Origin of the sequence: Pantoea endophytica (assembly GCF_002858935.1) — a bacterium.
Taxonomy (GTDB): domain Bacteria; phylum Pseudomonadota; class Gammaproteobacteria; order Enterobacterales; family Enterobacteriaceae; genus Pantoea; species Pantoea leporis.
In genome coordinates this window covers 109,598-135,707 of the sequence record NZ_PJRT01000005.1, presented here as the reverse complement: position 1 = coordinate 135,707, position 26,110 = coordinate 109,598, and the positions used below count along the sequence as shown (strand labels likewise).

Genomic DNA, 26,110 nt, shown 5'->3' with positions numbered 1-26,110 from the left:
AAAACCAGTATAAAAGGTAATTTTGGCAGCAGAGAGTCAGTCTGTTTGCCAATTGACGATAGGAAAACTACAGGATGAGTCAGGGATTCAGCGAACTACCGCCGCTCAATGCGTTGAAAGTGTTTGAAGCGGTGACGCGCCATCTTAACTTTCGCCTGGCGGCAGAAGAGTTAGGCGTCACACAGGGCGCGGTGGCGCAGCAAATTCGTGGTCTGGAAGCCAGCCTTGGACTGAAATTGTTTGATCGATTGCCGCGCACGCTGGCGCTGACCGGCGCGGGTGCGGGCTATGCGGTCAGCATTCGTCAGGCATTTGAATTGATCGATGAAGCCACGCGCACGCTGCGACCAGAACCGAATCGCTTAACGCTGAGCGTTACACCCACCTTTGCCAGCCGCTGGATGCTGCCGCGTTTACCGGGCTTTACCACCGCATGGCCGGATATCGATCTGCGCGTGTTGGCTTCTGAGCGGCTGGTGCAGTTTCATCATGAAGGCGTCGATTTAGCGGTGCGTTATGGCAGGCCACCGTTTGGCGCGGGTCTTGATGCCACTTTGCTGTTTAGCCAAACGGTATTAGCGGTGGTTAGTCCTGCGCTGTTAGCCGAGCTTGGCGATCCGGCAGCAAGCGACAACTTTCAGCGCTACGCCTTGTTGCACGATGGTCACCATCTGTGGCCTGCATTTCTCGCGTTTACCTTCCCGAATTTATCGCTGCATCATCAGCATCACCTGCGTTTCAATCAAACCGCGCTGGCGCTGGAAGCGGCGATCAGCGGGCAGGGCATTGCGCTCACCAGCCCGCATTTCGTGCAGAACGATCTCGCCAGCGGACGGTTGGTGCCCGCGTTTACGCAGCAAATGCCCCTGGATGCCGGTTGGTATCTGGTGTGGCCGCGCCGTCCGCGCCAGCAGGCGCCGGTGATGGCGGTGCGTGATTGGCTTTTAGCGCACGTTAGCGGCTGATATTTGTTCAATAACGAAATCAGTAAAACTGATGATCCACGCAGGATCATGAATGTTATAACTGCTTAATGATGCAGACATGGGGTTTTATCCTGTCAAGGCAGTGAATTAGCAAAATATCGCGAAAATTCAGCAAGTAAAGCAACGGATTGCGCGTTGCATTCTGCCGGGGGCTGTGAATAAATACGGAGTCAATTTTAATAAAAATGCCATAAAGGCCAGGTTTACGCCTGAAAAAGATCTTTGCATATGACCGATCATAAAGATGTTTTAGCCAGGGATATTAGCGCCAAAAGTGAAAGCATGCAGGCGCATCTCATCGCCATCCGCCGTGATATACACGCGCATCCGGAGCTGGGTTTCGACACCGTCCGCACTGCCCACATCGTTGAGCAGGAACTGCTGCGCCTGGGTCTGACGCCGCAAACCGGCGTTGGCAGAATTGGCGTGATGGTTGATATTGTCGGCGCGCATCCCGGTAAAACCGTGCTGTTACGCGCGGATATGGATGCGTTGCCAATCCACGAACAAACCGGCTTACCTTTCAGCAGCCAATATCCCGGCAAAATGCACGCCTGCGGCCACGATATTCACACCGCGACGATGCTCGGCGTGGCGGCGATAGTGCCGCACTATCGCGCGCAGCTGCATGGCACGTTACGTTTGATTTTCCAGCCAGCAGAAGAGACGCTCGATAGCGGGGCCGAAGCGATGATCGCTGATGGCGCCGCAGATGGCGTCGATCTGGCCGTCACGCTGCACAACAAACCGGAACTGGCCGCCGGTGAAATCGGCCTAACGCGTGGCGCCAGCACCGCTTCCAGCGATGAGTTTGATGTGGTAGTGCACGGTAAATCAACGCACGCGGCCCGTCCGCACATGGGAACCGATCCGATCATTGCTGCAGTCAATCTGGTGAGCCAGCTGCAAACCATTATTTCGCGCGAACTCGATCCCGCCAATTCAGCGGTGCTGACCATCGGCCATATTCATGGCGGTACCACTCACAACATTATTTCCGATAGCTGCCTGATTCAGGGCACTGTGCGCGCCAAATCACCGGCGGCGCGTGCGCACATTGAAGAGGCGTTCAAACGTATCTGCGCGGGCGTCGCGCTGTCGCTGAATGTGCGCGTTGAGGTCAATTATCAGCGCGGTGTACCGCCGTTGATGAACGACGATGCGTTGATTGATGTGCTGGAACCGATTTTGTCGCATCAGTTTGGTAAAGCGATTATCGCCAAACCGAGCGCCAGCTTTGGTGCCGAAGATTTCTCGCTGTTTACCGAGCGCGCGCCAGGTTGCCAAATCCACATTGGATCCGGTGCACCGGGACGCGACGACCATCTGCATAATTCGGATTACCAACCCGACGAGCGCAGTATCCATGCCGGCACGCAGGCATTAGCCCGTTTAGCCATTGATTTACTCTCAAAATAACGAACTTCGAGGTTTTATGATGATGCGTAAAGGACTGTTTACCGCTTCTGTGGGCATGCTGCTGCTTGCCTCTTCCGCTCTGGTGCAGGCAAAAGATTTTGGCACGCTGAAATTCGCCACCGAAGCCGCTTATCCGCCATTTAACCAATCTACGCCGAACGGCAAAATCGTCGGTTATGAGCCGGATATGGTGGCTGAAATCGCTAAACGAGCCGGTTTCAAATACGAAATCGTGGCACAGAAATGGTCCGGTATGATTCCGGGTTTAGTCGACGGCAAATATGACGCGGTAATCGATGCCGTGACTGTCACGCCGAAGCGTGAAGAAGTGGTAGATTTCTCCCGCCAGTACACCGTCAGTGTTTCAGGTTTCGTCACCCTGAAGGGCAGCGCGGTTGATACTTTGCCAGGCAATGGCGAAGTGGTGCTGGCGGATGACGAAGCCGCGATGACCAAATCTATTGATGCACTGAAAGCCAAATTCAAAGGCAAAACCATCGCGGTACAGGTTGCCACCATTCAGGCGGACTTCCTCAACAAATATCTGGCGGATGTGGCGACGATTCGCACGTATCAGGCCGGCCCGGAAACCTTCGCCGATCTGCTGAATGGCCGCGTTGATGCGGTAATGGCATCACGCACTAACCTGAATGCCTATGTGAAAAAGCATGCGGATACGGTGAACAGCACTGGTTACGGTTTCTCGGGCGGCGTGTTGGGCCAGGGTTCCGCTATCGCGATTCAGAAAAACAATCCGGAGCTGAAAGCGGCGCTGGATTCGGCGTTAAATTCCATGATCAAAGATGGCACGCTGAAGCAGCTGTCTGAAAAATGGTTCGGCGAAAACGTCGCACCTAAAGAGTAATTCCAGGCGCTTATGGCTATTGATTGGCAAATCTTAGGTTTTGGTGACGAAGGTTGGGGCGGCGTGTTGCTTAACGCCGCCACGGTAACGGTCACCGTTTCATTGTGTGCATGGCTGCTGGGCGCAATTCTTGGCAGCCTGCTGTGTTGGATGCAGATTGCTGGCGGCCGCTGGCAGCAGCGGCTCGCCAACGGCTACATCACGCTGTTTCGTGGTGTGCCGGAGCTGCTGGTGATCTACCTGTTCTATTTTGGTGGACGTCAGGTGGTGTCGTTTGTCGGGGAAAGTCTCGGCTTGCAAGGTCCGTTCGACGTGAATGGCTTTGTCGCCGGCGCGATTGCCATTGGCCTCATCTCCGGCGCATATCAAAGTAGCGTGTTCCGCGGTGCGTTCTACGCAATCCCGAAAGGGACGCTGGAAGCCGCAACGGTTACGGGCATGGGCCGTTTGATGCTGTTCCGCCGCATGATTGTGCCGCAGGCGCTGAAAACCGCGCTGCCGGGCATGGGCAATCAGTGGCAATCGGTGATCAAGGAGTCGGCGCTGGTTTCGGTCACCGGTTTGGTGGAAACCATGAACCAGATCTCCACCGCCTCCAACTCGACGCAAATGCCGTTCTTCTTCTACAGCGTTGGCGCGGTGATCTATTTGATCATCACCACCTGTTCCGATTTTGTTTTCCGCTATGTGGAAAAAGTGGCCATGCGCGGGCAACAACGCGCGCGGTTGTAAGGAGCCACGATGGATGTCACTTTCCTGCAGCACACCTTAGCTGCACTGCTGCGCGGCCTGCCGCTGACGCTGAATCTGGCGCTGCTGTCACTGTTGGGCGGCGGCGTATTGGCGCTGCTGCTCAATCTACTGCGGCAGAACCGCTTTGGTAGCTACGTTACGCGCTTTTATGTCTGGGTGTTTCGCGGCACGCCGCTGCTGATTCAGATCTTCATGATCTATTACGGCCTTGGTAGCTTGCCGGCGGTGCGCGAAAGCGTGATGTGGCCGCTGCTGCGCGATCCTTATTGGTGCGGTTTGATTGCATTAATTCTTAACGATGCGGCTTACACTTCCGAGATTCTGCGCGGCGGGCTTAACGCGGTGAGCGTTCAGTCACTGGAAGCCGCCAAAGTGAGCGGCATGTCGCGCTTCACCACGCTGCGCCGTATCACGCTGCCGCTGGCGGTGCGTCAGGCATTACCGGCTTACAGCAATGAAATTATCTCGATGATTAAATCGACCTCGCTGGTCAGCACCATCAGTTTGATGGAGATGACCGGCATTGCTGATTCAATCGTCTCTGAGACCTTTCGCGCGCTGGAGGTGTTTATCAGCGCGGCGATTATCTATCTGCTACTGACCGTGCTGGTGAGTAAAGCGGTGGCGCTGCTGGAGCGCCGTTTGTCCCCTTATCACGTTGGAGCACGTCCATGAGTAAACCCACTATCGCACTGAGTCATCTCAGAAAAAGTTATAGCGGGCACGAAGTGCTGCACGATATTAGCCTGACGGCGCAGGATGGTGACGTGATTTCGCTGATTGGTGCCAGCGGCTCTGGCAAAAGTACCTTATTGCGCTGCATTCCATTTTTAGAAGTGCCGCAGGGCGGGGAAATCGCGGTGGGTGACGAAGTGGTCACTATCGATAATCCCGATGAGAAGCTGAGCCGCGAGCAGCAGCGCCGTATCAAGCTGATGCGTATGCAGCTCGGTTTTGTCTTCCAGGGTTTCAACCTGTGGCCACACAAAACCGTACTGCAGAACATCATCGAAGCGCCAATTCATGTGCAGAAGCGCAGCAGTAAAGAGGCGATTGAAGAGGCCGAAGCGCTGCTGCAAAAAGTGGGATTGTACGAGAAGCGTAACGCGTGGCCATCGCAGCTTTCGGGTGGTCAGCAACAGCGCGTGGCGATTGCCCGTGCGCTGGCGCAGCAGCCGAAAGCCATTCTGTTTGATGAGCCAACCTCCGCGCTTGATCCTGAGCTGGTAGGCGAAGTGTTGCGCGTGATTCGTAGCCTGGCGGAAGAGGGGCGCACCATGATCATCGTCACACACGAAATGGGCTTTGCACGCGATGTCTCGAACAAAGCGGTGTTCCTGCATCAGGGCAAGATTGAGGAAGCCGGTTCGCCGCAGCAGGTGTTCAGCGATCCCCTTTCCGCGCGCTGTCGCGCATTTGTGAGTAGTCACTTACAGCGCAATAGTTAACAACAGTTTCATTTCCCTTCGCACCAGCAACGAGAGTGAGCTGGTGCATTTCTTCTGCGTCTCATGTTTTACCTAAATTTCTTCCTAATTGAAGCCATTGCTCTAGCAACGGGTGGTCCGGATAGCAGCAATCACGCGCCAGGCACACTTCTGAAAACACGCGACGACCGGGAAAAGTCGTTGAATCCCTCTACGGTGCGGGTTAAAACGTTTGACTTTAGTCAGGCCTCCTTTACTGGAGTACTTCTTTACTGCATAACCACGGAACTCTATGCCGCACACTTACCGACCATGGATGAAAAGGTATTGGCTGGTCTGGCTGCTGTTAACGCTGATTACCTTGATAGCGTTATTTACCGATCAAATTTTGCAGCAGCAGCGTGTCGGCGAGGCGCAATTTAATCAGCAGTTTAATCGTCTCGCCGCCTATCAAACGCAGAATGAAACGCTGTTGCCGCTGCTGAATGGCGATGAGGAACTCGCCTCTTTGCAGAGCAAATTCCCCCAGCTTGTCCTGTTGGAACACACCGTAAATCGTCCGTTAACCGCGCCGCGTTTTGAAGAAGTGAGCGGTGGTCGCTATTGGCTCTACAATCCTTACCGCCAGATTCGCATGCTGATCGATTTGCATTTTGCCCTGCAAACCTCGGATGTGGCGCTGGCGCTGGCTTTTCATATCCACGCACCGCCCGCCATGCAAACGGTGAACTATTCGGACACCGCGCGCTGGCAATGGCAGCGGCCGTTCATCAATCACTATCAGCCATTCTTGCTGAAAGGCAGCGCCAATCCCGACTGGCGTGCGCTGCATGCGCTGCCATTTATGCTGGCGCTGCTGGTGTGGCTGGTAATTGGCGGTTTGGGCTGGTGGCTGCTGCGTCACTGGCGTCAGCACGTGGAGATGCGCCTGCGCGCGGACTATTTCCAGCGGACGCGACGTGAAGCATTGGGCGAGTTTACCGCTGGCATCATTCATGAAATTAATCAGCCGCTGACAGCCATCAACACCTGGCTGCACAGCAGTGAGCTGCTGCTGAAACAGGGCAAGTACGAGAATCTGCCGCAGGCACTCAACGCGATGAACCTGCAAACCGAGCGCCTCGCGGCGTTGCTGCAACGCTTTCGCGACATCGTGAGCGAACGTCCGGTGGCGATGACCGCCGTGAATCCGGAAGCCATCTGGCGGCGCGTGACGGTGCTGCTGCAACAGGAACTGGATGATGGCGATGTCACGCTGCGTCAGCAGTGGCAGCACGGTCAGGCAAAAGTATTGAGCGATCCCCAATGGCTGGAACAGGTGTTCCATAACCTGTTGCAGAACGCCATTCACATGCAGCAAGGACGTCCCGATGCATGGGTGAACATGGCATCTGAACCTATTCCTCACGGCATCAAAATCATCATTAGCGATAATGGTCCCGGCTTCTCGGCGGAAGGATTAGCGCAGGCTTGCATGCCGTTTTACAGCTCGCGCGCCAATAGCATGGGATTAGGCATGACGCTGGTCGAGAGCTTGATGTTACGCATGAACGGCCAGCTGCGGCTGGCAAATCGCGCTGCAGGCGGCGCGGAGATTACCTTAATTTTCCAACTGGCGGAGTAACGGAATGGTCGCAAAGGTTTGGTTAGTGGATGATGATTTATCCGTGCGTGAATCGCTCGGTTTTCTGCTTAAAACGCTGGATTACGACGTGGTCGATTTTGCCGATTTGGCCACATTTGAAGCGGCTACGCAGGCGCAACAACCGCTGCGCGGCTGTTTGCTGTTGGATGTGCGCATGCCGGGCATTAGCGGTCTGAGTTGGCTGGCGGAGCAGGGCGATCGCCATCCGCTGCTGCCGGTGATCATCATGACCGGTCACGGCACCATTGATGCCTGTCGTCGCGCATTTCGTCAGGGCGCATTTGAGTTTTACACCAAGCCGCTGGAGATAGAACCGCTGTTGGAGACCATTCATCTGGCATTCAGCGAAAGTGAGCAGCGTGCCGATCGCTGGCAGTCGCAGCAGGGTTTGCAGGCGCGGTTTGCGCTGTTATCGGCGCGTGAAAGTGAAGTGATGCAGTTGATGATTGCCGGGCAAACCAGCAAAGAGATCGCGCGTGATTTATCGCTATCACCGCGCACCGTGGAAGCGCATCGCGCGGCGGTGTTTGCCAAGCTGGAACTCAATAATCTCGCACAGTTGATTCACGCCTGGCAGCAGTTGAACCAGGTATAACTACCTGGCCGAACGGGTAATCGCCCGAATATTTCTTTTGCCCGCCGCGCTTTACAGTGTCACTCACTATCAAACAGGAGTGACACATGAACATCCGCCTTTCTCTGATTGCCGCTGCGGCGGCCCTGGTATCCTTCGGCAGCCACGCTGCATTAACCGAATCCAACCTGTCCCTTGCTGACGCACAGAAGCTGGCGAGCGCCGCGGTTCAATCGTGTGCGGCGAAAAACTACAACGTCACGGTGACCGTGGTGGATCGTGCTGGTTTGGTGAAAGCGGTGCAGCGCATGGATAACGCCGGTCCGCACACCGTTGAAGCCAGCCAGATGAAAGCCTATACCGCGCTGAGCACCAAAAACCCAAGCGGTAAAGTGATGGAAGCCGCACAGAATAATGCTGGTGCGCAGAACATGCGTGATATTCCAGGCTTCCTGCTGCTGGCGGGCGGTGTGCCGGTGAAAAGCGGCGACCAGGTGATTGGCGCAATCGGCATCGGCGGCGCACCGGGCGGCCATTTGGATGAAGCCTGCGCGGTGGATGCGTTGAAAGTCATTCAGTAATACGCACCAGGTCGCCATTGATGGCGACCTGGTTAGTTACGGCGCGACAGTGCAAAACAGACTAGCGGCATCGGCGAGGTAAACAGCAGCAGTTCGACAAGCAACCGTGCCCGATCGCGTGCCTGTGACAGCATAATTAGACAGATAGCGATTGTCGGAGTTAAGGCAAGCAGTGCAAGCGAAAATCTATCGCGAAATCATACTAAAGGCCCGCCGCAACGGGCCAAAGGCGTTAAGCGAGGATGCGTTTCGCCCAGGATTCAATCTCGTCGCCGCTGCCGATATCCAGCTGCACCAAACCATTGGTGATGAAGGTTGGTGAAACGTGGATACCGTTTTGCCGCGAGTATTTGCTGTGCCATTTGATCTCATTCTGCAGCTCGGCACGCAGAAAAGGTTCGCGCGCGTTAACGCCGCTGTATTGCTCCAGACGATCAAGGATCTGATTCGGCGTGGCATCCATATTCGGGCCGTGGCTGTGATCGGTAAACTCGAACTCTTCACGATGATCCGCCACCGCTTGCAGCACCTTTTTGGCGGCTGCTTTGCCCTCCGGCAAGGTCGAGGCGGCAAGGATGTAGCGCACAATCACGCCGGAATACATATGCCACGGCTGTGATTGCAAACGAATTTTTAATGTCATCTTCTCTTCGCCCACCCGTTGCAGCAACGCGTCCAGCTTGTTGAATGCGCGCACGGAGAACGGGCAGGTGGGTTCCAGAAATACCTCAAACACTTTCGGGCCGTGGCCCCAAACCAGCGGATCGGCGTGTAATGCGGTGGATTGGCTCATGGTCATTCCCTGTTGCAGCGATAAAGTTGTCTTACTTTGGCAAAGCGCGGCGCGAACAGCCAGCGTGGGCTTGTGCTTTTTTGTTACAAAGCCATTCGATTGCTGCAAATGTGGCGAAAGGAAAATCGTTTTATAGATCCGCGAGCTACAAGAAACTCAGCCTGCAACCGCCTTGCACAGAAAATAAGCGGCTATAGTTAATCCTGTTTCAATCTTCTTACTTGTAGCATTTTTGATTCATTTGCCTGGAGCCAAACGTTAAGAGCATCGAGGTTCAATGTGTTTGCCAATCTCTCCTGGAAAATCATTCATCAGGTTCTTAATGAAACCATTGCCGAGTTAATGGATGAACACCAAACGCTGGACGTTCCCACTTTGCGCGAGCGGCTGCTGGAGATGGCGGAAAGCGAATCCGATGAACTTATGGTGTTGTGTTACTGGCAAGCGAGCAAAGTGCTGACGCGCTTGCCGCCCACGGTGACCGCCAGCCAACTGATTGAAGAGGCGCGCGTAGCGTACCGCACGCCGCTTAATCACGATCCGCTTTAACCCTTGATGCTTTTCGGCGGTTTAATCGCGTTAAAGCGGCTAAGTGACGGATTAATGGTCAAGAGCGGGAAACACGCTCTGCTAGACTTGCCCTGTCAAAAACGTGGATACAGAGGACAGTAATGAAAATCAAAAGTTATGCCGCCTTGAACGCGGGTGAAGCGCTGGTGCCTCATGAGTATGAAGCCGGTGAACTGGCTGCTGAAGAGGTGCAGGTTGAGGTCGATTACTGCGGTGTTTGTCACTCAGATTTGTCGATGATTGATAACGAGTGGGGCATCTCCTCGTTCCCGGTGATTGCCGGCCACGAAGTGATTGGTCGCATCAGCGCGTTAGGCGATGCGGCGCAGAATAAAGGCTTGAAAGTGGGCCAGCGCGTGGGCATCGGCTGGACGGCGAAAAGCTGCCAGCACTGTAATGCCTGTATCAATGGCGAGCACGTTAACTGTGAGAACGGTTCGGTGCCAACCATCATGAACAAAGGCGGTTTTGCCAGCCATCTGCGCGCCGACTGGCAATGGGTGATCCCGCTGCCAGAAGCGATGGATTACACCTCGGCGGGTCCGCTGCTGTGTGGCGGCATCACCGTGTTCAAACCGCTGTTGATGCATCATGTCACCGCCACCAGCCGCGTCGGCGTGATCGGCATCGGCGGCCTGGGCCACATGGCGATTAAATTGCTGCGTGCAATGGGTGCGGAAGTGACGGCATTCAGCTCCAACGCCAGCAAAACCGAGTCAATTAAAGCGATGGGTGCGGACCGCGTGGTGAACAGCCGCGACCCGCAGGCGCTGAATGCGCTGGCCGGTCAGTTTGATTTGATCATCAGCACGGTAGCGGTGGATCTTGACTGGGCACCGTACTTCCAGGCGCTGGCTCCGCACGGTAAATTCCACACCGTCGGCGCAGTGATGAAGCCGTTCGAAGTGCCAGCGTTCAGCCTGATTATGGGCGATCGCGCGGTGACCGGTTCCTCTACCGGTTCGCCAGGCCAGCTGCGTTCACTGATGAAACTGGCGTCGCGTGCGGATATCGCACCGCAGGTGGAAGAGTTCCCGATGTCTAAAATCAATGAAGCGCTGGATCACGTACGCGCGGGCAAAGCCAATTACCGCGTAGTGTTGAAAGCCGATTTTTAAATCTCAATGACCAGATCGCCATAAATGGCGATCTCAGGCCGTACGGTGCGCATTCCTGCGCACCGTTAAACTCCACGCACTTATCCCCGATCATCCTTTTCGCCGAGGAAGAAATACCACAGCGGAATCGACGTCAGCGCGGTAAATACCGTGGTGTACAACGCAATCATAAAGCCCTGCGTGATGTACATGGTCAGCGACCAATGGCTGAACGGAATGCCATATTGATCGATAACGCCGCCGATAATCGCATTGCTCATCACCGTGCCGACAATCAGCGCCAGGATAAACAAACCGCGCAGGAAGTAGCGCATCTCTTTACGCTTCACGGCAAATCGCGCGCGAATAATGCCCAGCGGAGATTGCTGTGAAGCCAACAGCGCGGCTTCATCGAGCGGTGCGCGTTGCTGTTTGCGCCAGCGCAGGATGTCCAGCAGCAGGAACGCCAGCAAACTCGCGCCCATCACCGGCAGCGCATAACCCAGCGCCAGCGCCACCATTAACCAGGCGACTTTGGCGTAATGCGGTAACGCCATCCAGGTTTCGGTTAGGGTCTGTGCCGGATTCGCGTCGACATCTTTTGGCCGACGAATCCACCACATGCGATAACCGAACACGATCATGCTGCATAAACCTAGGCCAAAGAACGCCAGCAGCAGCTGATTGGGTAAACCAAACAGCACGCCCATATGCGCATCCACGCCCCAGCGCGTCAGCTTCGCCACCAGCGGGAAACGGGCAAAGTAGACGTGATCCACCACGCTGAAATCATGCGGATTCACTGACACCGCATCAACTCGCGTAGGCCAGCTGCGATCGATCTCCGTCACCGCCCACGCGTTATCTGCGCTTTTCGGCTGACGCAGTTCGAGCTTCGCCGCGCTCAGTCCATCCTGACGCGCCGCATTTAGCACGCGATCCCAGTCGGCATCAGCGGCGTTATTGCGCGCCGGTTTGGCGGGCGCTGCCGTTGGTTTGGTCATCGACGACATCGGCATACTCATGCCCCGCATATCTCTTTCCGGCATGTGATCGGCGTGCGGATTGGCCGGTGCAGCAGGCGCATCGCTGTTGAGCGAGGTATTCACCTGTGGCGTCAGCCAGTTCAGTTCGGTACGCATGCGATCGATATTGCCGCCCGCCCACTGCGACCACGTCAGGCCGGTCACCGAGAAGAACACCAAACCGATCGCCAGCGTCAGACCGAGCGTAATGTGCCAGTGGCGGCTGAAGGCGAAACCGCTGCGCGGTTGCTTCAGCTTACGTTTCGGACGCGTTCCCAGCCACAGCACCACGCCGCCGAGAGCGGCCACCCACAGCCAGGACGCCGCCAGTTCGCTGTAGTTACGACCGAAATCGCCTAGCAGCAGGCTGCTGTGCAGTAAGTCGATGGTGGTGCGCAGCGGCAACACACCGCTGGTGCCGTAAACCGGCATATCGCCTTTCACTTTCAGGCTGTAGGGATCAATAAACACCGCGCGCGACAGTGATGCACCGAGCGTGGCGTCGCTGAACTGCACGCGCGTGGTATCCGTTGTGCCCGGCGCAGGACGCACGGCGTAGATGTGCTGATTTTCGCCCGCATAGGCACGGGCTGCGCTGATTTGTGCCGACAGCGGCTGCGCGTTGCCTTGAGGTTCAGCGGTTAGCGCATCGGCATAAATCAGGTTTTCCAGCTGGGGCGTCAACACATAAAGCGTGCCGCTGAGCGCCGCAACAAAGATGAACGGGGCGACAAACAGACCAATATAAAAATGTAAGCGACGTAGCAAATTAAGCACCGCGCCGCGCGGTGCTGCAGAGTGAGCAGCAGACAAAGCCGTCTTCCTTCCAAAAAGAAATTGTCTTAGCACATCGCTCAGGCTGAGCGTGCGCTGCAATAAATGAGGTCAGTAGGAAAGCGGTGCAGGCGGGGCGCGCGGACGATGAATGCTGCTAACGCGACGCACAATCGGCGCAACCACGTGGGGCAGCGGCGGGGCGCGCGAGATCACCATGATCAGCCAGATAAACGGAATAAACACCCACATCAGGAGCGGGACATGCACCAGCAGATCACAATAGCCGCAGGCAAACTCGCCGTCGTCCATCATGTGATGGCTCATGCCGGGCATCGGCATATCCGCCATCATCATTTCATGATGGCTCATTGAGCTATCCATCATGCTGTGCTGCGGCATCGCCAGCAGCTGGCTTTGACGCTCCATCAACGTTTTCGACACAATCGGCGCAACGAACAGCAGCAGCACCGCCACAATGGCGACGCAGGCAGTCAAACGCTGGCGGAAGTGGTGTGTAAACGTCATGGTTGCTAGTGGATGATTCCGTAAATGAGGCGGAAGTGTAACGCGATTGACGTTGATGGGTTAAAAAATAGAGGCTATTTAAGAAAAAATTCGCACCTTTTGAAAATAGTCACTTAAAGAGATGCGGCTGTTAACGTTAATGCAACCTGATAAAAACAGAGCGGAAACATAATATCGCGTCAGGAAAATACCATTGATGACAAAGGTCAAGAGAAGTACCTTTCACCTGTACATGTTGGAGGTATTATGAACAAGTTTACTTATACCAGCGCCAGAGAGAATTTATCTCAGGATTTGGACCAGGCGATTGCAGGCGAGGCCGTTGAAATTACTCGACGCAGCGGTGACTCAGCGGTTGTCATCAGCAAAGCCAGTTTCGAGGCGTATCGAAAAGCCGTACTGGATGCTGAATTCGCAGAGTTAATGGGTGAGTTTGATGCATCTAATAAAGCGTTAACAGATAGATGATTCACGTTTCTGCTGTGGAGGTTATCGCACTTCACGATTACCTTTTAAAGCGTTATGCCGGTGTTGCAGGAATGCCCGATCCCGGAAGAGCAGAAGCTATTGTTGCCCGCGTTATTAATCGTGAATATTACGAAGGGATTCAGGATATTTTTGAGCTTACAGCAACCTTGTGGGTGGCAATCTCACGCGGGTATATTTCTGCCGATGCGAATAAGAGAACCTCGCTTAACGTAACCATGTTGTTTTTAAAGCGTAATGGAATACGCGTACATGACCGGCCTGAATTAGTCGAATTGACGGTCATGGCAGCAACTGGCGAAGCCGGAGTGCCTTATCTGGCAAACCAATTGCGCGCATTCTTCGGATCGCACTAACCACATTGTCTAAAAAATCGATCTTCCCAATCGCTCGGTAAGTTTCTCCAGCATTGCGGTGCCCGCTAAAGAGTTGCCCGAATGATCCAGCGCCGGCGACCAGACGGCGATACTCATGTCACCGGGGATCACCGCAACAATGCCGCCGCCGACGCCCGACTTCGCCGGCATGCCCACGCGCCAGGCGAATTCCCCGGCACCATCGTACATGCCGCTGGTCATCATCAGCGCGTTCACCTGACGTGCCTGGCGCGGTGAGATCACCGCCGATTCATCATCCTGCGTGCGGCCATGATTGGCGAGATAGAGAAAGGTGCGCGCCAGTTCTTCGCAACTCATCGCCAGCGAGCAGTAGTGAAAATAGGTTTCCATCACTTTGCTGACATCGTTATGGAAGTTGCCGAAGGATTTCATCAGCCAGGCGATGGCAGCGTTGCGCGCCGAATGTTCGTATTCGGAGCGCGCGACGACGCGGTCGTAATGGATGTCATTTTGCTGCGCCAGACGGCGCACAATTTCCAGCATGCGCTGGCGTGGTGCTGTCAGGCGGCTTTCCAGCAGATCGCACATCACCAACGCACCGGCATTGATAAACGGATTACGCGGTTTGCCCTGTTCCAGCTCCAGCTGCACCAGCGAGTTAAATGCCTGTCCCGACGGCTCTTTGCCGACGCGTTGCCAGATTTCACCCTCTTCATACAAGGTAAGCGCCACGCTGAGCGACAGCACTTTGGAGATCGATTGAATGGAGAAGCGCGTCGCGGCATCGCCCGCCTGAAAACAGCGTCCGTCGGGCGTGCAAATGGCGATGCCGAGCTGATCGGCATCCACGTCGGCCAGCGCCGGAATGTAATCCGCCACCTTTCCCTGCTGGGTGAGCGGACGAACTTCGCTGACAATCTCTTCTAGCAATGCATTACTGAGTTCCGACACCTTCACACTCCGTGTAACCAATATTGGCCAGGATGATGGTGATTAGCGCGCAGCGCGTCAATCGGCGGCGCAAAATTCTGTGAGCCTTCTGGGTGAAGCCTGCGTTACAGTGCGGGCTGATTTCATTAAATGTCGAGCCCGCGCGATGATAACTAACCTGTTTCGCGATTTCCCCGCCGCCGCACAGAACGGCAACGCAGAGACGTTTGAAGCGCTGCTGACGCAGCCCAATCTGCATATTGAACGCATCGTTTCTACCGGACAAGCCAGTCCGCCCGATTTCTGGTACTGCCAGACGCAAGGGGAATGGGTGCTGGTGTTACAAGGATCGGCAGGATTGCAGCTGGAAGGGGAAACGCAGGAGCGTCACATGCAGGTCGGTGATTTTGTCGAGATCCCAGCTGGCTGCCGCCATCGCGTCAACTGGACCGACAGAAAGGGCCCAACGGTGTGGCTCGCGGTGCATTACGGTGCGATTCCGGTTAGCACAATCTGAAGTGAGAACCTCATCACATGCGAAAAATTCATTCCATGATATAAAATATGGAAAATTTATTTCAAATTGAGAGGATTCTATCATGTCATCGCTGCCGTCCTTAGAAACCTTGCAGCAGCAGGAAGCCGAGCATCGTTTACCGCAGTTTGATTTCGATTTAGCGTGGCAAATCGGCCAAAGCATCCAGCAGCGCGCGCGTGAAGACAATGCGCCTGTGGCTATTGAAGTCAATGCGTTTGGTCAGGTGCTGTTTCTGGCGGCGTTGCCAGGATCCGCCCCAGAAAATCTGGAATGGATGCGTCGTAAGCGTAATACCGTGCTGTTGACCGGCCACTCTTCGATGTATGTGGGGCTTTTGAATGAACAGAAGGGCGAGCGTATGGCGCAGCAGCGCAATATCCGCCAGGAAGATTACACCGATCACGGTGGTTCTTTCCCGCTGCTCACTGCTCAGGGCGCGATTATTGGTGCAGTCACCATCAGCGGTTTACCGTCTGCAGACGATCATGCGTTAGCGCTGTGGGGGATTACTCAGCTGCTGCGTTGAGGCATCGATAAAAAGGTCGCCATAAATGGCAACCCTTGTATCCTGAAAGTGTTGCTGGTTAGCGACCAGCAACGACTCTGAAAGGTAACCAGAAGCTCGGTGAAGAAACGCTATTTCATCACCGGTACTTTCAGCTTAGCGCCTGCGCCGGTGGCTTTGCGCAGATCGGCGACCTGGCTGGCTTTCACCTCGGTAGCCTGATTACCCCACGAATTCCTCACGTAGTTCAGTACATCTGCCATCTCCTGATCGTTAAGCTTCCAGGAGAATGCCGGCATGCCTGCGGACGTTGGGCGGCCTGCGGTGTGCGGCGCGCGGGCACCGTCCAGCAGTGCGTGGATCATGTTGGTGGGATCGTTCTGCATCGCGCCATTGCCCGCAAAGGCGGGCACCATGCCGGTGATACCTTCACCCGACAACCCGTGACAAGCCGAGCAATCCACTTCATAGCGCAGTGCGGCCCGATCGTGACGCGTTTTATCCATCACGAATCCGGCGGCTTGCGGCGTGGAAGAAGCCGGTAAGCTGCGCAGATAAGTGGCGATAGCGTGCAAATCACGATCGTTAAAATACTGCGTCGAGTGCTCGACCGCTTCGGCCATTGGACCCGCCGCCACGCTTGCACCGTTCGAACCGGTTTTCAGGTAGTCAGCGATCTGCGCGTCGCTCCATTTGCCAATGCCAGCATGAGGATTCGGCGAGATATCCGGCGCGTACCAGCTTCCCAGATTGCCACCTTGCAGATAGTGGCTACTGATTTCGCCGCCCAGCGCGTTGCGCGCGGTGTGACAAACGCTACAGTGCGCCGGACCATCAACAATATACTTACCGCGATTCCACTCATCATTCTGCGCGGTTTGCGGCTTGAACGCGTTGTTATCGAAGAACAACAGGTTCCAGCCAGCCATTGCCAGGCGAATGTTGTAGGGGAAATTCATGCCCGCATTTTCATCGATGGCGTTGTGCACCGGTTTTTGTGCCGAAAAATAGGCCCAAAGATCGTGCATATCATCATCGCTCATCTGTGTATAAGCGGTGTACGGCATCGCCGGATAGAGGAAGCCGTGTTCGCCGCGTCCCTGACGCACCGCGTTAAAGAAATCGCGCTCGGTCATGTTGCCGATGCCGGTTTCACTGTCTGGTGAAATGTTCGAGGTTTGCAGCGCGCCAAAAGGCGTATCGATTGTGTAGCCGCCGGAGAAGTCCGCATTGTGACAGGCGGCACAGTCGGCGAGGCGCATCACGTACTCACCGCGTTTAATAGCGGCATCGTCATTGCTGTGGAAATCGGCCAACTGCACGTTGTCGTCGGCAACGTTTGAGCGCGCGCTGTCTAACACCACCCACAAACGGCCCGACGCCGCGATGCCCGCAATCACCGCCAATGCGGCGAGCGTATAAGTTATCTTCTTTGCTTTCGCCATGATTACGCCCCCACCAGCGGTGCCGGATTATGGATGTACTTCTGGTGGATCGCCTGCGCAGCACGCACCGCCAGCGCACCAATGGTGATGGTCGGGTTATAACCACCGTTGTTCGGGAAGGCGGATGCGCCGACCACAAACAGGTTGTGCGCATCCCAGCTTTGCAGATAGGGATTGAGTGCGGAGGTGCTGGGATCGCTGCCCATCACCGCGCCACCAATGGTGTGCGAGCTGTGCTGCTGGTACGGATTCCAGCTCTTCTCCGCCTGGTTATCCACCACGATATGCTGGCCGCCGGTCTCTTTCATGATGTCGATGGCGCGATCGGTAACGAATTTCGCCATGCGCACATCGTTCTGGTTCCAGTCGAATGTGGTGCGGATCAGCGGCTGGCCGTGACGATCTTTGTAGTTGGGATCGAGATCGAGATAGGCTTCGCGCATCGGCATCGAGGTGCCCTGACAGAAGATGGTACCGGCGGTTTGGTAATCGCGCTTGTAGCCCGCTTTCCACTCGCTGCCCCAGCGTTTGGTGCCGGGACGCAGGCCGTTCATGTTCTGAATTGGACGACCGTTGGTGGAGAAGCCCATGATGCCCGCGCCGCCGATGAAATCGAGATCGCTGTGGTCGAAGTTATCGCCGTTGAAGTCATCAATCTGCACCGCCAATGCGCCGCCGCCGATGAACGGGTTCATAAATTCGTTATCGAAGAAGCCGGTGACGCTGGAGCAGGTTTGATAGTTGTAGTTACGGCCAATGGTGCCGCGACCGGTCAGCGGATCGTATTGTTCACCCACGCCGGAGAGCAGCATCAGACGCACGTTATCCATCTGATAAGCGGTGATGCAGACGATATCCGCCGGCTGGAAGCCCTCCACGCCATCCTGGGTGATAAATTTCACACCTTTCACCGTTTTACCGTCGTCATGCTTTACGGCGTGCAACACCTCGGTTTCGGTCAGCAGCGTGAAATTTGGACGTCGCATCAGTACCGGCAGAATGCACGCTTGCGGCGATGACTTGGAGAAGTTGCCGCAGCCGTGGAAGTCGCAGAAGCCGCAATAGGTGCACGGACCCATGCTGACGCCGAGCGGATTGACATAAGCTTGCGACAGATTACCGGCCGGCACCGTGAACGGGTGATACCCCATGCTTTCGGTGGTTTTGCGATACTTGCTCATCCAGTGCGTATCTTTCAGCGGCGGGGTTGGATAGTCGCGCGAACGTGGGCCTTCGAAGATATTGCCGCCTTTTTGTGGCTGGCCGTTGAGATTGCCCGCGATACCGGAAGTGCCCGCAATACGCTCGAAGCGATCGTAGAACGGCGCCATTTCGTCGTAGGTCACGCCCCAATCCTGCAGCTGCAAACCCTGCATCTTTTTCGCGCCGTAACGTTCGCGGGTTTGCTTCGCCACTTCAAAATCCCACGGCGTAAAGCGCCATGACATGCCGGCCCAGTGCGTGCCTGCACCGCCAACGTTCCAGCCAAACTGAAACGCTGACCAGTTACGCACCGGCGCTGCTAGCTGATCGCTGCGGTTGCGGAAGGTGGTGGTTTCCACGCTCATCGGCTGCAGGATTTTGCGGCGCGTGTGGAAACGCAGTTCATCGGCATCAATGGCGACCGGGAAATCGGTCGAAGTATCGCGCCAGGCACCGCGTTCAATGGCGACCACGTTAAGTCCCGCGCGGGTAAGCTCTTCCGCCATTACCGAACCGGCCCAACCTAAGCCGACGATGACCACGTCAGCTTTATTTCTAACTAATGACATTGACTCAGCTCCGGCTATTTAATCGTTAGGAATGAGGCTGACGGGAATAAGCGCCAGATTTTCGTTGCGGCGTTCGATATAAGGGCGATAGTCATAGCGTGCGCCGGGAAAACCGATCATCTTCCAACCCACCATATTTTTATTTCCGCCATAAATCGGATCCGCTAAATAGCTTTCGCGCGCGTTTTGCAGCATTAATTCAAACAGCGCCTGGCTATTCACGTCTTTTCCTAAATCGATCTTGCCGTCTTCCATTGCTGTCAGGAATGTATCGATCTGTTCAGCTGATAAGGTATGTAATGAAGCCTGATGCTGTTGCTGCGCCCACTTTTCCAGCGCGGCTAAACCGGTTAAGTAGCGCGCTTTTGGCGGGGTAAGAAATTGCGGGCTGCCCATCAATGCCGCTTCATTTTCCGGATGCAGCGGCGCCTGCAAATAGAGCGCCGCGCCAGAGCCATAATCACCGGCTAACTGGTTATCGAGGAATTCAATCGCGCCCGCTTCACTGGCGGAAGGGCCAAGGTCATCGGCGGGGATTAGGCGGTCAAAAATGGCTGCCAGATTCAGGCGATCCAGCGGATTGGTGAGCACCTGATAACCGTCTTGCCATGCCGGTTGCGGCAGGTGATCGGTGCTGAGTTGGGTTTCCAGCGGGACATTGTGCAGCTCTTTCGCCCGCAGCTGCGGCGCGACGGCGAGGGATGCCACAATTCCACTGAGCGAAAAGAGCGCTTCTCTTCGGTTCATACTTTTTATCCCTTAAACTTCAATAGATGAATATTGACAGAGCACGACGTTCAGATATTTCAGACGCAATGACCGTGCGCAAATAGCGCGCAGGCGCTAGCGACGAATCTGCGTTCGTTATTGTTTTTTCAGAGGTAGGGTAAATATACGGTCGCCATTTATGGTGACCGTATTTACGGGAAACCCGTTTATCGGGCTCCCTTTATGTTAATGAATATATTTATTCATATCTTCATAGCAGTGACGGGAAATATCCCATAAATCGTCTTCCCAGTTTTGCGGGCTTAATAATTCCGGTGACCAAACGCCGTCGTAGCCGGTAGCTTTTACCGCCGCCACCCAGGCGGCAATATCCACATCGCCCTGGCCTGGTGCGTAGTCGCGCTGTACCCACTCATCCCAGGCTTCACCCGGCTTGGCCGCGCGGCCATCGCAGAAATGCACGCCGTAAATCAGATCTTTATCCATGCGCGCCACTTCAGCAGGCGTGGTGCCGCCGCCGGCATGCAGGTGCCAGAAATCCACCACCACGCCAAGATTGTCTTTGCCGCTCTGTTTAATCAGATCCAGCGCGTGTTGCAGCGAATTGAACGCGGTGAAGGCGACGACTTCAATCTGGAATTTAATGCCGTGTGGTGCGCCGATATCGGCGATGGCGGAGATATTCTCCAGCAGGATGGCATCACGCTCGGCGGCGGAAAGATGATCGAGTTCGGTCAGCGCCATGATTTGCACCACCGGACAACGCAGTTCCACCGCGGCCTGGCAGATTTTTTCCGCTTCGCGCAGCAGCTCAGCTCGCGCTTCCGGCTCATGGCGGCCAATACGTTTCAGCGCATTGATGCAGGTAATATCGACGCTGTATTTCGCCATCAGATCGCGGTAGGCAGCATAGCTGCCACCGTTATCCAGATAGCGATACAGATGTTCTGGCAGGATCTCCAGCCCGCTAAAGCCAGTCTCATGGGCGATGCGTAACTGAGTGACGGCATTGCTGTACCAAACAGACACGCCATGCAACGACAACTTCATCTCTCCTCCTTGTTACCTTACGGCTTCAGGTGAGAGCGTCGAATACGCAATTCTCCCTGAGACCAAACGCCACCCGGAGTGGCACGTTCATCAATCAGCCGGTTCAGGGCTTCAGTGATGATCAAATCAATACGCTGGCTGAAGGTGGTGAGCTGCCAGTTGGGCAAGCTGGCTTCATCGATGTCATCGAAACCCACCACCGCCATGAATTTGTTGCCTGCACCTTCGCGCAAGGCCGCCAGCGCGCCGAGCGCCAGCACATCGTTTTCGCAAAACAGCGCTTCAACCCGCTGGTCGGGCGCGTGCGCGTTGAGATACTCAGTCAACGCCGCGTAGCTGCGTTCGCGGGCGTATTCACCGGCGGTGAGCAGCACTTCCAGCGCCAGGCCAGCTTGGTTCAGCGCAAGTTGCAGACCTTCCAAACGCAACGTGTGATGGCTGCTGGTGGCCGGGCCCATCATGTACCCGATGCGCGTATAACCTTGCGCCAGCAGCAGTTCGCCCAGCTGTTTGCCCGCCTGCAAGCCATCGATATTGACCACTTCAATATCCGGCTCGTCATTGTTACGGCACACCTGCACCAGCGGAATGTGGTGCATTTCACGCGCCACGGCGACCAGCTCATCACTCAGCACCGTGCCGAGAAACAGCATGCCATCGACCTGCAGCTGATCGGCCAGCGACAGCACCGCGCGGTAGTTTTCACCGCTACCAATATTCAGCAGCAGCGCCATGTAGCCGCGCTGCTGTAGCTGGCGGGTGACGGTGTCGAGCATCAGCATCGAGTGCGGATTTTTCAGCTCGTCGATCACCACGCCAATAATCTGTGTCTTCTTCTGCGACAGGCTGCGGGCCAGCAGGTTAGGGCGATAACCCAGCTCGGTGGCAATCGCGATTACGCGTTCGCGCGCTTTCTCGGAAATTGACGCGCCGGGCGTAAAGGCACGCGATACCGTCCATTTCGAGACGCCAGCCAGTCTTGCCACATCGCTGGCGGTGGCTTTGTGAGATTTTGCGGTTGGTTTACTCATAGCACCTGCATAGGGGAAAAAGCGGAGACCCCCAGCATTGAACGTGAAACCCAACGGAAAATAAACACCTAAGCGCACGCAATTGGCGTAAAGCGCGACAAATAACCCTATTTTTAGGATGTTGCGATTATGTTTGATCTTTGCACCCGATTGCAACGTTTTTTGCAATCGGGTGCATTTCATTAACTTTTTGTGATCGATTTCGCTGATTTGCACTTTGCCAGATTGACTAAAAAGTCGTCTTAGCTGACATTTTGCTCACCACTACAAAGCAAATCTCATTTTTATCTAACGTGTGTCGCTTAATTTGCACCCGGTAGCAAATAGTAAAACAGCTAAAATTTAATCTCTGACCTCTTACCTCAAACCATTTTGCACCCGAGTGCAAAATAAACAGGAGTTGTTATGCTCATCGGTGAAAAGAGTATTCCACGCCCACTGCGCTGGGCCATGATCGGTGGCGGCCGTCTCAGCCAGGTGGGTTATAAACACCGTTGCGGTGCGCTGCGTGATAACACGGCGTATCAGATGGTGGCCAGCGCCTTTGATATCGATGCCGAGCGTGGCCGCGATTTCGGTGTCAACTTAGGGCTCGATGCGGATCGCTGCTACGCCACTTATCAGCAGCTGCTGGCCGAAGAGGCGAAGCGTGAAGATGGCGTTGAAGTGGTGTCCATTGCCACGCCAAACGGCACCCATTTTGAGATCACCAAAGCGGCATTAAATGCCGGTATTCACGTCATTTGTGAAAAGCCGCTGTTCTTCACTACCGCCGAAGCGCTGGAAATTAAAGCATTAGCGGCGAAAAAAGGGCTGATCGTTGGCGTGACCTACGGTTTCTCCGGCCATCCGCTGCTGATGCAGATGCGGGCGATGATCGCCAACGGCGAAATTGGTGATGTGCGCATGGTGGAGCTGCAATACACCCACGGCTTCAGCGCCAATGACAGCGCCGACAAATTTAGCGAAGCGCAAAAATGGCGCGTCGATCCTAAGATTGCCGGTCCGTCTTTTGTGCTCGGCGATATCTCGACGCACACCTTCTACATCTCCCAGCTGGTGTTGCCAGAACTGAAAGTGAAATCGCTGCTGTGCGATCGCCAAAGCTTCATTCCGTCGCGCGCGCCGTTGGAAGATAACGCCATGGTGCTGATGCATTACGACAACGGCGCGGTAGGACGCATGTGGGCCTCATCAATTAATGCCGGTTCGATGGACAGCCAAAGTATTCGCGTGATTGGTTCGCGCGCAAGCCTGGAGTGGAGCGACTACAACCCAGGCGAGCTGAAATATGAAGTGCAAGGCCAGCCGAATCAGATTATGCATCACGGCATGCCGTACCTGCATGAAAGCGCCCTGGCCGATGAACGCCTGGGCGCGCTGCACACTGAAGGCCTGGCGGAATCCTGGGCCAATATCTATCTGAAATTTGCTATCGCCATCCACGCCACCCAACAGGGCGACCAAACCACGCTTGATAACCTGATCTATCCCGATATTAACGCCGGAATTGAAGGTGTGCGCTGGATTGAAAACTGCGTGCGTTCTGCGGACAACGGCGCGAGCTGGGTTAACTACGAATAAGGATTGCCATGAAACTTTCGTTTTGTACCGATAGCCTGGGTCATCTGCCGTTTGAACAGATGCTGGATAAGTTGCTGGAGCTAGGTGTTTACGGCGTTGAGATGACGACCGGCGGCTGGTCACCAGCGCCGCATCTGCGTACCGAAGCGTTGCTTGGCAGCGCCACGCAGCGTCAACAGTTGTTGCAGGCGCTGGAGAGCCGCGGCATGTCGATTGCGGCGCTGAATGTGTCGGGTAATCCGCTCGATCCAGGCGAATTAGGCAACAAACATAAGCGCGATACGGAAAACGCGCTGGCGCTGGCCGGAGAACTGGGGGTGAAGAAAATCGTCATGATGAGCGGCTTGCCGCCCGCCAGCCCGCACGACACCATTCCAAACTGGATCACTTACACCGTAAGCTGGCCGCCGACGCTGAAAAACTGCCTCGATTATCAGTGGAATGAAGTGGCGATCCCTTACTGGCTAGGGCTGGTGCAACGCGCTAAAGAGAGCGGTGTGGAGAAATTCGCGCTGGAGAATTTCAGTTCGATGCTGGTGTGGAATCCGGAAACCTTGTTCCGTCTGCGCGACGCGGTGGGTGAGATGGTGGGACTCAACCTCGATCCCAGCCATCTGCTGTGGATGGGCGCGGACCCGATTGCAGCAGCACGCGCGCTCGGCCCGGCAATTCATCACTGTCACGGCAAAGATGTGCGTCTGGAGCGCGGGCTGGTGGATATCAATGGTCTGTTGGAAACCAAACCGGTAGAAGATGTCGCCAATCGCGCCTGGAACTATGTTGCCGTTGGTTGCGGCCAGGATCTGCAGTGGTGGAAAGAGTTCTTCTCGGTGGTACGCATGATGGGCTACAACGACTGGGTATCGCTGGAAATGGAAGATCTCACCATGTCGGTGGAAGCGGGCGTAACCTCCTCAATTGCGGCACTCAAGCAAACCCTTAGCCAGTAATGTCAAATTCACGGCGGGCAACCGCTCGCCGTGTTCTGTACATCGAGCCTTGCCTGCCTGATAATCCGTGGTTCACCCACTATTAAGAGGCACGCCATGCTGGAAAACCATCCACAGCGCGACGAAATCAGGCTGGAGAATGTGCTGGCGGCGTTGGGCAACCCGATGCGCATGACGGTAATCAGCATTCTGGCGGACGGCGGCGAACATACTTGCGGATCGCTGCTGAAAGGCGTCTCCAAATCCACGTTGACCCATCACTGGCGCGTACTGCGCGAGGGCGGCATTATCTGGCAGAAACCCTCTGGACGTGAAAACCTGCTGTCGTTGCGACGCGACGATCTCGATGCCCGTTTTCCGGGTCTGCTCGATTCGCTGTTAAGCGCCACCCAGCAAGATCCCCTGACCCGCACCACGCTGGATGATTTCCAGATTAAATAACCCGCGCACGCCCAGCCAGCGTAGCCACAATCATCTGCAACCCCGCAATCACCAACAGCAGCATCAGCGGCCACTGCCAGTTGCCGCTGACATCATGCAGCAGGCCAAAACAGAGCGGGCCCAGCGCCGCTAATCCGTAACCGACGCACTGTGCCATGCCCGACAATTTCGAAGCCTGCAAATGATCATGGGTGCGCAGATTAAACAGCGACAGGCAAATCACCATTGATGCACCGGCGCCCAGTCCCGCCAGAATCAGCCACGGCAGTGCGTATTGCGGTGCCATTAACAGTCCCGCGACGGCGATAAAAATCGATAGCGATGCGAGAAAACCAATCATCCGCTGGTCGTGCATTTTTTTCAGTGCGCTCATGCAGGCCAGGTTCGAAACGATGGCCACAATCTGATAGACAAACAGCATGCCACCCGCTTCCAGCTGGCTAATGCCGCTGTCTTGCGCAAAAGGCGTAAACCAGCCGATCAAGGTGTAGAACACCAACGACTGGCAGGCCATAAACAGCGAAACCTGCCAGCCTAAGGCCGCGCGCCACGGTGAGCGCGTTGATGCGCCGTTGGCGCTGTTTTTGGTCTGAGGCGCAGGTTTTTTCAGGTACGGCAGCCAGGCCAACAGAGCGATAATCGCCGGAATCAGCCACACCGCTAATGAGAGTCGCCAACCCGCGCGACTCAGCTCTGCCAGCGGCACCACCACGCCCGATGCAATGCTGGCGGTGATCGCCATGGTCATCGCGTACAAGCCAACATATCGCGCGGTGTGTTCGGTGAAATCACGCTTAATCAGCGGCGGCAGCAGCACGTTGGCCGCCGCAATCCCCGAGCTCAGGATGATCGTTCCCACCCACAACGCATTTTCACTGCCGCTGATACGCAGAATCGATCCCAGCGTGATGAGCAGCAATGCGCCCCATAAACTGCGCTCAAGACCAAAACGGTTGCCGAACCATGCTGCGGGTGGCGCTAAGGTAGCGAACATCAATAGCGGCAAGAAGTTGATCACGCCCGCCGCACTGGCGCTCAAGCCAAACGTCAGACGGATGTTTTCCAGCACCGGGCCAACCGCGGTAATAGGCGTGCGCAAGTTGGCCGCTGTCAGCAGCAGTAAGAACAGGAAAAAACCAGAACGACGCAGAGCAGGATTCGCAGATAAAACGGTATGGGTCATATTTTCGCACCATAGCAATGAGGCAGAGCGAGTCTGCTTATGGTGCGTTGGTTGACGTTAACGCTTACGCAGCGGCGATTAACTGCTGAAA

General features: G+C 55.5%; 28 protein-coding genes. 18 read left to right on the top strand and 10 right to left on the bottom strand.

Features of this window, described 5'->3' with window-relative positions:
- Window positions 1–74: 74 nt before the first annotated feature.
- The 9 genes from PZBJ_RS03115 (at window position 75) to PZBJ_RS03075 (ending at window position 8,250) form a co-directional block, all read left to right on the top strand.
- Window positions 75–965, top strand: coding sequence for a LysR substrate-binding domain-containing protein (locus PZBJ_RS03115; RefSeq protein ID WP_101761145.1), 891 nt, complete (start codon window positions 75–77; stop codon window positions 963–965).
- 249 nt (window positions 966–1,214) lie between these two features.
- Window positions 1,215–2,405: a M20 metallopeptidase family protein gene (locus tag PZBJ_RS03110; protein WP_101761144.1), complete on the top strand. Its 1,191-nt coding sequence runs from the start codon at window positions 1,215–1,217 to the stop codon at window positions 2,403–2,405.
- A 16-nt stretch (window positions 2,406–2,421) separates the two neighbouring features.
- Window positions 2,422–3,270, top strand: coding sequence for a transporter substrate-binding domain-containing protein (locus PZBJ_RS03105; protein ID WP_176970607.1), 849 nt, complete (start codon window positions 2,422–2,424; stop codon window positions 3,268–3,270).
- 12 nt (window positions 3,271–3,282) lie between these two features.
- Complete coding sequence (locus PZBJ_RS03100; RefSeq protein WP_101761142.1) at window positions 3,283–4,002, top strand: ABC transporter permease; 720 nt, start codon at window positions 3,283–3,285, stop codon at window positions 4,000–4,002.
- Between the two features lie 9 nt (window positions 4,003–4,011).
- Window positions 4,012–4,698, top strand: a complete 687-nt coding sequence (locus PZBJ_RS03095) for an ABC transporter permease (protein ID WP_101761141.1) — start codon at window positions 4,012–4,014, stop codon at window positions 4,696–4,698.
- Window positions 4,695–5,471 carry an ABC transporter ATP-binding protein gene (locus tag PZBJ_RS03090; protein ID WP_064741357.1) on the top strand — a complete coding sequence of 259 codons (777 nt, stop codon included), beginning with the start codon at window positions 4,695–4,697 and terminating at the stop codon, window positions 5,469–5,471. Before PZBJ_RS03095 ends, PZBJ_RS03090 begins: the two co-directional genes overlap by 4 nt.
- A gap of 295 nt (window positions 5,472–5,766) precedes the next feature.
- Entirely contained in the window at window positions 5,767–7,074 is a 1,308-nt protein-coding gene (locus PZBJ_RS03085; protein WP_240632868.1) for a sensor histidine kinase, read from the top strand.
- A 4-nt stretch (window positions 7,075–7,078) separates the two neighbouring features.
- Window positions 7,079–7,690 (top strand): response regulator transcription factor, encoded by a 612-nt coding sequence (locus tag PZBJ_RS03080; protein WP_101761139.1) that lies wholly within the window; start codon window positions 7,079–7,081, stop codon window positions 7,688–7,690.
- An 86-nt stretch (window positions 7,691–7,776) separates the two neighbouring features.
- Entirely contained in the window at window positions 7,777–8,250 is a 474-nt protein-coding gene (locus PZBJ_RS03075) for a GlcG/HbpS family heme-binding protein (RefSeq protein WP_101761138.1), read from the top strand.
- A 232-nt stretch (window positions 8,251–8,482) separates the two neighbouring features.
- Here PZBJ_RS03075 and PZBJ_RS03070 read toward each other — a convergent pair whose 3' ends face one another.
- Entirely contained in the window at window positions 8,483–9,043 is a 561-nt protein-coding gene (locus PZBJ_RS03070; protein WP_101761137.1) for a thioredoxin, read from the bottom strand.
- Window positions 9,044–9,322: 279 nt separating this feature from the next.
- Here PZBJ_RS03070 and PZBJ_RS03065 point away from each other — a divergent pair, with 279 nt between their 5' ends.
- The gene (locus PZBJ_RS03065) at window positions 9,323–9,592 is read left to right on the top strand and encodes a hypothetical protein (RefSeq protein ID WP_101761136.1); all 270 of its coding nucleotides are present in this window, start codon (window positions 9,323–9,325) and stop codon (window positions 9,590–9,592) included.
- Window positions 9,593–9,714: 122 nt separating this feature from the next.
- Window positions 9,715–10,731: an NADPH-dependent aldehyde reductase Ahr gene (ahr, locus tag PZBJ_RS03060; RefSeq protein ID WP_008108001.1), complete on the top strand. Its 1,017-nt coding sequence runs from the start codon at window positions 9,715–9,717 to the stop codon at window positions 10,729–10,731.
- Window positions 10,732–10,811: 80 nt separating this feature from the next.
- Here ahr and PZBJ_RS03055 read toward each other — a convergent pair whose 3' ends face one another.
- Window positions 10,812–12,548: a DUF2534 family protein gene (locus tag PZBJ_RS03055; protein WP_101761135.1), complete on the bottom strand. Its 1,737-nt coding sequence runs from the start codon at window positions 12,546–12,548 to the stop codon at window positions 10,812–10,814.
- 72 nt (window positions 12,549–12,620) lie between these two features.
- Window positions 12,621–13,037 carry a DUF2946 domain-containing protein gene (locus tag PZBJ_RS03050; RefSeq protein ID WP_101761134.1) on the bottom strand — a complete coding sequence of 139 codons (417 nt, stop codon included), beginning with the start codon at window positions 13,035–13,037 and terminating at the stop codon, window positions 12,621–12,623.
- 246 nt (window positions 13,038–13,283) lie between these two features.
- On the opposite strand from PZBJ_RS03050, the gene PZBJ_RS03045 reads away from it, so the two are divergent.
- Window positions 13,284–13,505 (top strand): type II toxin-antitoxin system Phd/YefM family antitoxin, encoded by a 222-nt coding sequence (locus tag PZBJ_RS03045; protein WP_101761133.1) that lies wholly within the window; start codon window positions 13,284–13,286, stop codon window positions 13,503–13,505.
- Window positions 13,502–13,879 carry a type II toxin-antitoxin system death-on-curing family toxin gene (locus PZBJ_RS03040; protein ID WP_101761132.1) on the top strand — a complete coding sequence of 126 codons (378 nt, stop codon included), beginning with the start codon at window positions 13,502–13,504 and terminating at the stop codon, window positions 13,877–13,879. Before PZBJ_RS03045 ends, PZBJ_RS03040 begins: the two co-directional genes overlap by 4 nt.
- A 9-nt stretch (window positions 13,880–13,888) precedes the next feature.
- On the opposite strand, the gene glsB is transcribed toward PZBJ_RS03040, so the two are convergent.
- Entirely contained in the window at window positions 13,889–14,812 is a 924-nt protein-coding gene (gene glsB, locus PZBJ_RS03035; protein ID WP_101761131.1) for a glutaminase B, read from the bottom strand.
- A 145-nt stretch (window positions 14,813–14,957) separates the two neighbouring features.
- Between glsB and PZBJ_RS03030 the strand changes: the two genes are divergently transcribed.
- Window positions 14,958–15,308, top strand: coding sequence for a cupin domain-containing protein (locus tag PZBJ_RS03030; protein WP_101761130.1), 351 nt, complete (start codon window positions 14,958–14,960; stop codon window positions 15,306–15,308).
- Between the two features lie 82 nt (window positions 15,309–15,390).
- Window positions 15,391–15,855: a heme-degrading domain-containing protein gene (locus tag PZBJ_RS03025; RefSeq protein ID WP_101761129.1), complete on the top strand. Its 465-nt coding sequence runs from the start codon at window positions 15,391–15,393 to the stop codon at window positions 15,853–15,855.
- A gap of 110 nt (window positions 15,856–15,965) precedes the next feature.
- On the opposite strand, the gene PZBJ_RS03020 is transcribed toward PZBJ_RS03025, so the two are convergent.
- The 5 genes from PZBJ_RS03020 to PZBJ_RS03000 all read right to left on the bottom strand — a co-directional run bounded on the left by PZBJ_RS03020 (window position 15,966) and on the right by PZBJ_RS03000 (window position 21,861).
- A complete protein-coding gene (locus PZBJ_RS03020; protein ID WP_101761128.1) occupies window positions 15,966–17,279 on the bottom strand; it encodes a cytochrome c in 1,314 nt (437 codons plus the stop codon).
- A gap of 2 nt (window positions 17,280–17,281) precedes the next feature.
- Complete coding sequence (locus PZBJ_RS03015) at window positions 17,282–19,051, bottom strand: GMC family oxidoreductase (protein ID WP_101761127.1); 1,770 nt, start codon at window positions 19,049–19,051, stop codon at window positions 17,282–17,284.
- Between the two features lie 18 nt (window positions 19,052–19,069).
- Window positions 19,070–19,798 (bottom strand): gluconate 2-dehydrogenase subunit 3 family protein, encoded by a 729-nt coding sequence (locus PZBJ_RS03010; RefSeq protein WP_101761126.1) that lies wholly within the window; start codon window positions 19,796–19,798, stop codon window positions 19,070–19,072.
- 207 nt (window positions 19,799–20,005) lie between these two features.
- Window positions 20,006–20,830 carry a sugar phosphate isomerase/epimerase family protein gene (locus PZBJ_RS03005; RefSeq protein WP_101761125.1) on the bottom strand — a complete coding sequence of 275 codons (825 nt, stop codon included), beginning with the start codon at window positions 20,828–20,830 and terminating at the stop codon, window positions 20,006–20,008.
- Between the two features lie 17 nt (window positions 20,831–20,847).
- A complete protein-coding gene (locus tag PZBJ_RS03000; protein WP_101761124.1) occupies window positions 20,848–21,861 on the bottom strand; it encodes a LacI family DNA-binding transcriptional regulator in 1,014 nt (337 codons plus the stop codon).
- Between the two features lie 405 nt (window positions 21,862–22,266).
- Here PZBJ_RS03000 and PZBJ_RS02995 point away from each other — a divergent pair, with 405 nt between their 5' ends.
- The 3 genes from PZBJ_RS02995 to PZBJ_RS02985 all read left to right on the top strand — a co-directional run bounded on the left by PZBJ_RS02995 (window position 22,267) and on the right by PZBJ_RS02985 (window position 24,836).
- The gene (locus tag PZBJ_RS02995; protein WP_101761123.1) at window positions 22,267–23,445 is read left to right on the top strand and encodes a Gfo/Idh/MocA family protein; all 1,179 of its coding nucleotides are present in this window, start codon (window positions 22,267–22,269) and stop codon (window positions 23,443–23,445) included.
- An 8-nt stretch (window positions 23,446–23,453) separates the two neighbouring features.
- Window positions 23,454–24,395 carry a sugar phosphate isomerase/epimerase family protein gene (locus PZBJ_RS02990; protein ID WP_101761122.1) on the top strand — a complete coding sequence of 314 codons (942 nt, stop codon included), beginning with the start codon at window positions 23,454–23,456 and terminating at the stop codon, window positions 24,393–24,395.
- 96 nt (window positions 24,396–24,491) lie between these two features.
- A complete protein-coding gene (locus tag PZBJ_RS02985; RefSeq protein ID WP_101761121.1) occupies window positions 24,492–24,836 on the top strand; it encodes an ArsR/SmtB family transcription factor in 345 nt (114 codons plus the stop codon).
- On the opposite strand, the gene PZBJ_RS02980 is transcribed toward PZBJ_RS02985, so the two are convergent.
- Entirely contained in the window at window positions 24,829–26,019 is a 1,191-nt protein-coding gene (locus tag PZBJ_RS02980; protein ID WP_101761120.1) for an MFS transporter, read from the bottom strand. The genes PZBJ_RS02985 and PZBJ_RS02980 overlap by 8 nt on opposite strands.
- Between the last annotated feature and the right edge of the window lie 91 nt (window positions 26,020–26,110).